This window comes from Spirosoma spitsbergense DSM 19989, from assembly GCF_000374085.1.
Taxonomy (GTDB): Bacteria; Bacteroidota; Bacteroidia; order Cytophagales; family Spirosomataceae; genus Spirosoma; species Spirosoma spitsbergense.
In genome coordinates this window covers 1-4,773 of record NZ_KB893474.1, presented here as the reverse complement: position 1 = coordinate 4,773, position 4,773 = coordinate 1, and the positions used below count along the sequence as shown (strand labels likewise).

At 44.4% G+C, this 4,773-nt stretch carries 7 protein-coding genes; 1 reads left to right on the top strand and 6 read right to left on the bottom strand.

The window, feature by feature from the left end:
- Window positions 1-180 precede the first annotated feature (180 nt).
- Window positions 181-588, top strand: coding sequence for a hypothetical protein (locus B157_RS38185; RefSeq protein ID WP_169521709.1), 408 nt, complete (start codon window positions 181-183; stop codon window positions 586-588).
- On the opposite strand, the gene B157_RS0110080 is transcribed toward B157_RS38185, so the two are convergent.
- The 6 genes from B157_RS0110080 to B157_RS39685 form a co-directional block, all read right to left on the bottom strand.
- Entirely contained in the window at window positions 534-1,514 is a 981-nt protein-coding gene (locus tag B157_RS0110080; protein ID WP_020603210.1) for a hypothetical protein, read from the bottom strand. The genes B157_RS38185 and B157_RS0110080 overlap by 55 nt on opposite strands.
- A 74-nt stretch (window positions 1,515-1,588) precedes the next feature.
- Window positions 1,589-2,098: a hypothetical protein gene (locus tag B157_RS0110075; protein ID WP_020603209.1), complete on the bottom strand. Its 510-nt coding sequence runs from the start codon at window positions 2,096-2,098 to the stop codon at window positions 1,589-1,591.
- 12 nt (window positions 2,099-2,110) lie between these two features.
- Window positions 2,111-2,407 carry a helix-turn-helix domain-containing protein gene (locus tag B157_RS0110070; RefSeq protein ID WP_020603208.1) on the bottom strand — a complete coding sequence of 99 codons (297 nt, stop codon included), beginning with the start codon at window positions 2,405-2,407 and terminating at the stop codon, window positions 2,111-2,113.
- 118 nt (window positions 2,408-2,525) lie between these two features.
- The gene (locus B157_RS0110065; protein WP_020603207.1) at window positions 2,526-3,500 is read right to left on the bottom strand and encodes a hypothetical protein; all 975 of its coding nucleotides are present in this window, start codon (window positions 3,498-3,500) and stop codon (window positions 2,526-2,528) included.
- 373 nt (window positions 3,501-3,873) lie between these two features.
- On the bottom strand, window positions 3,874-4,491 hold the full coding sequence (locus tag B157_RS34955) for a site-specific integrase (RefSeq protein WP_020603206.1): 618 nt from the start codon (window positions 4,489-4,491) through the stop codon (window positions 3,874-3,876).
- 39 nt (window positions 4,492-4,530) lie between these two features.
- Window positions 4,531-4,773: transposase (locus tag B157_RS39685; protein ID WP_020603205.1), on the bottom strand; the 243-nt coding region annotated here is incomplete at its 5' end.

Genomic DNA, 4,773 nt, shown 5'->3' with positions numbered 1-4,773 from the left:
GATGATGGGGCGCAAGCGATGCTCAACTTACGGGTAGCGGCTAAGAGTGGCCGCTGGCAATTGGTCAGAGACCGCCTAAATTTAGTTGACAACGACTAAGTCAACTTAAGGCAGGTAGTTTTGAAATGCACCTCACCTAGAAGCCTTAATATTCATATAAATGCAGATTTACTTATACCGTTGTTAGCAGATAAAGGTTTGTTTGCACCGTATGAAACAGATGCAAGCAAATATTGTCTAATGGCAGGTGGAGGATTTAGTTTATCAGTGATGAATAATGCGATTCACCCTTACTTTATACTATCACTAATTAATTCTAAACTTATCTTTTCTGTATTAAGGGCAGAAAGCAACAAATTTAGAGGGGGTTGGATAACTTGTACAAAGCAATACTTCGCCAACTTACCAATCAAAGTAATCTCTTTAGAAGCCCAAAAACCATTCATCAGTTTTGCAAGTGAAATAATAACTACTAAAGCTGCTAACCTAACCGCTGACACATCAGCATTAGAAGCGGAAATTGATAAGCTAGTTTATGCCTTATATGAGTTAACGGATGAGGAAATTGCAATAGTTGAGGGGCGGTAAAGCACCTCTTCCAATCGGGTTGATACATCGAAAGGGCTAACCGTAGTTGTGTTGGCGGTAAGACTTAACATCTTCCGAATTTGGCGTTTACGGGCTTTGCGGTCTTCGCAAGTCAGCACCTCTTCCGGTATCGTTTTTAGTTTCTGAATCAGTAGGTCTTCTACATTGAAGCCGTGAACCGTTTCCAGGTCTTTAAGTACCAATAGCGGAAGCATAGAAGCTGACAGGTCTTTTTTATTGTCAGGTATCGCACCGGCGGGGGCTTTTTGAATACGCCGGTAGGTGTCGAGTAGGTCTTCTTTGCAGAGGTTAACAAATGCGGGGTTGAACAGGTCGGCAACCAGTACCCGCTGTTTGAAGTAGATTTCAGGCTTCTTGTAGTGGTTTTCAACCTTCAGGCAGTGTTTACCCGGCTCAAACCCAAAGTCTACCCGTAGGGCCTGTTTTGCGTCTCCTTTAACCTTGTGCCGAAAGTTACGGTTTGCGTCGTATAGCTTTACCCGTAGGGCTTTGGATTCAAATTCTTTACTATACTGATTCAGGTAGCCTTTAGCCACGAAACCCGGTAAGCGCGTATGATTGGCAAGCATTACGTTTACCGGCAACGGAACGTCAACGAACTGCCCAAATTCAAAAACATCTATCGAGCCAGCAAAGACGTTTAGCCCTATTAGTTGGCTAATATAGTCCATCGCTTCCCGTAGGTCGGTAGTACCGGCGGGGTAGTTGTGCCCTCTGCATAAATACGGAATACTGCCACTAATTTTTAACTCCCGAAGCGGGGCTTTGTATTGCACCCTAATCGGACATACACCCTCTAAGCGGTATTGCTCCCAGCCTTGCCAAACGTTGCCCGTATCGGTCAGGTACGAAAGATTAGGTGTAGATTTGCCGGTGAAGAGTGAAACTCCAATATGGTCGAACATGGCGGGTTTCGTTTTTCTATCCAAAAACAGGAAAGGGGCTATCCATTGGGTAGCCCCTTTTTACTGTTCTTCTGTCAGATTAGTACGGGGCTTTGTGATCGTACCTCTTCGTTGAGGTATGTCAGCACCTCTTCCCGCTGGTGGTATAAACCGGGATAGATTCGCACGTCTAACGTATCACGGCAATTATCCAACGTGCGAACAATGACTACTAAATCTGGTGTATCTTCCATCTTACCCCGTTCGTTGGTTCTACCCACGTCGGCAAAGCCCAGCAACAGGGGGTATTCTTTACATTCCCAGACCGAAAAACTGATTCGTTCTTCTGTTTCGCCGTTGTGAATCCGGTAGGGGCTTCGGGAATCGTTACGTGTGAATCGGGCTTTACAGTCGGCAACCTTCTTGTACGTTGCGGCTCTACCCGTTCGGGTAATTCGGCTAAATCCTTCGGGATCGTTGGAAAAGTTAATCCGAAGCGGAAACACATCTGAACTACCCGCCTGCCTGTAAAAGCTAACCTTCGTTTCTACGTTACGGCAGTAGGTAAGCCGTTTTTCAATGGCCTTGATTAGTTGCTTGTTCATGGCTCCAGTGGGTTAAGCGTTAGTACGAATTAATTCCTTCGCCTGAATCCGGTTTCGGGTCAGGAACGTTTCCACATCTTGCGCCGTGAACCAGATTTTAGGCCCAACCTGGCTAAATCCAATTTGCTTTTTATCCCGGTAGTTTTGTAGCGTCTTCGGGCTAATATCCAACATCTGGCAAACCTCTTCGGGTCTGTACGTTACCCTATCCAGTTGTTCAGGAGTGATTTTGTCCAACTTGCTTTCCAAGCGGGTAAGGGTACATTGTAGGGCTTTGTATTCCTCTACGGTAATCAGTTTAGTTTCCATACTTTGACCTCGTTTTGATTGTTAAGAATCAGTCAACAGGTCAAATCTCCGCAGATGTGGTTAAGCAGGGAGAAACTGTAAATGGAAACTTTTGAAGGCTTACACTTCTTCTTGATTGTCAGGAGTTTTCCCCTGATCCTTTGATTTTTTTTAGCCTATCTGACCCACTCGAAACGGGCCTTTTCCTGATCGGGGCATCGTTCTTGAATTGTTGTGTGATACCATCGCAAAATACATCATGTATTCCTGTGGCTACTACTTTACCCCTTACAACGTCTTTATAGTTGAACGGTACACCAGCTTCAAACATCAGTTCTGCCCCAAACCGGCAAAGGGCTTGCGTACTAAACTGGGTATAGTTGAAGAGGTAATTGTACAGCCCGTCGATAGTCTTTTTCTTGCTGATGTTTAGGTAGGCGTTTTTGTCGGAAAGGCTATGTTTTGTACGACGTTCTTTTTTTAACCTTTCGTTTTTCTCGGTACGGTAAGGCTCCGGTAAAATATTGTTGGCTTTGATTTCATCCTCGTACCGTTCGCTATCAGCGGTGTACTTATCGAGTAAGGCTTCTTCGTCAGCTAGAAAGTACATTCCGTACCAATCACCACTACGCGAATCCCATTCTGAATTTCTCTTTTCTTCAATGGCTTCCAGAATAAACCGAATCATTGGCGGGTAGCTAATTTTTTCCGACTCCTGGGGTTCTCCGTCAACAGTCCAACCCGGTTTTACTTTAATCGAAATACTTTCTACTGCTTCCCAATACGGTAAATTCAAATCCCGGTAAAGTTCGATACCTGCCTTTGTTTCCGGCTTACCGTAGAAATCCCGTTCCTCTTCCCATGTCTTTCTGTTTTCGTCAAAATCAACGGTGTACAGAGTGACCATATAACCAAAAATCCAATAAAGGTCTTTTTTAAGTTCGGCGGGTACATTGTGAAGACTTACTAGCAGGTCAACTTTTGCAACTGATTCAGGGGATATATGAAAGTTCCTGTGTTCGCGTTTGAGCTGCTTTAAATCGAAATGGTAGAAGAGGTGCGAAATCGAAGCAAGGTAGGCCCTGTGTTCTGGTGAAGGTATGGGGTGGTTCATCTATCCAAAAGATTAGAGACAATTAAAGAAGGTAATATGTCGAGATCATGTCGAGATCATGTTGAGATGTTGCCGTTACACTTCAACCCCTTGTCGTTACTGTCGTTATTAATTGTATTGAGATCATATTGAGATGTTGCCGTTACCCCTGGGATAAGTGAGACAGGTTAAAGCCCTTTTATTGAGTAATGACAGGGCTTTAAATGACTTTTTATTCCGTGTTCATTCCGTGATCAACAGTCACAGCCCTGTTATCGAGTAATAGCAGTTTATCAGGCTTTGGGGGTTGTAACATATGTAATGTTTCTAAGCATGAGAGATATAACCGGAAGGGGGGTAAGAATTTATACCCGAAAGAATATACAATAAAGACCTACCCGAAAAGGGTAGTCAAGGCGTTGTCTGTGACTTCAGTATCAAAGTCATTAATGTACTTTTCGGTAATGTTGATTTTGGAGTGACGTAATAGCTTGGAAATAGCGTAAACGTCCTTAATCTTTCTACGGCCTAAGTCCGCGAACGTATGCCGGGAAGAGTGGAAAGAAACGTCTTTGGGTATGCCAGCCTTGAAGCAAATCGTTTTCAGATATTTATTAAGCAGGGCATTTTTGCGGGAAATCTCTTTAAGCAGATCCGCTTCCGTAATGTATTCCCGCTTTGGGTTCAGAATCGGGAAGAGGTAATCTTCTGATTTGGCTCCTGGCTTGCGGTAGTGGCAAAGAATAGCTTCTGCCTGTTTGGGTAATTGGATTGTATGGCTCTGTTGGGTTACGTGTTGGGTCTTTCGCATTACATACGATAACCTACCGCTGTTGATGTTCTGCCACTTCATACAAGCCACGTCGCTAAACCGTACACCTGCCGAATAGTAAGAGAATAGCCAATAGTTACGGGTATGCCAGATCAACGAATCAGCGGGTAGGTCAACATCAATAAAGGCTTGTAGTTCCTCTTCTGTCAGTCGGATTCGTTCGGGTTTGGCTTCCTTCATCTTGAAGCGGATGTGCTCGCTGAACTGTGTCAGCGGGGTTTAGTCGAAGCGATGGGCTTGAATGCGTTCGTCAAAGATAATACTGAATTGGTTAATCAACTCCTTCCAGTTATAGGTTGTCGTCTCCCACTTGGTGTGTAGGTTTTGGATCGTCAAATAGACCAACTTTTGCAGGGCTACGTCTGAGCTAAAAGCGCCTTTCGTTTTAGTCACTTTACGCAACTGACGGTGGTAGCCTTCGACGGTATTAGTCGTGTACATCACCTTACGAATAGTGGCAGG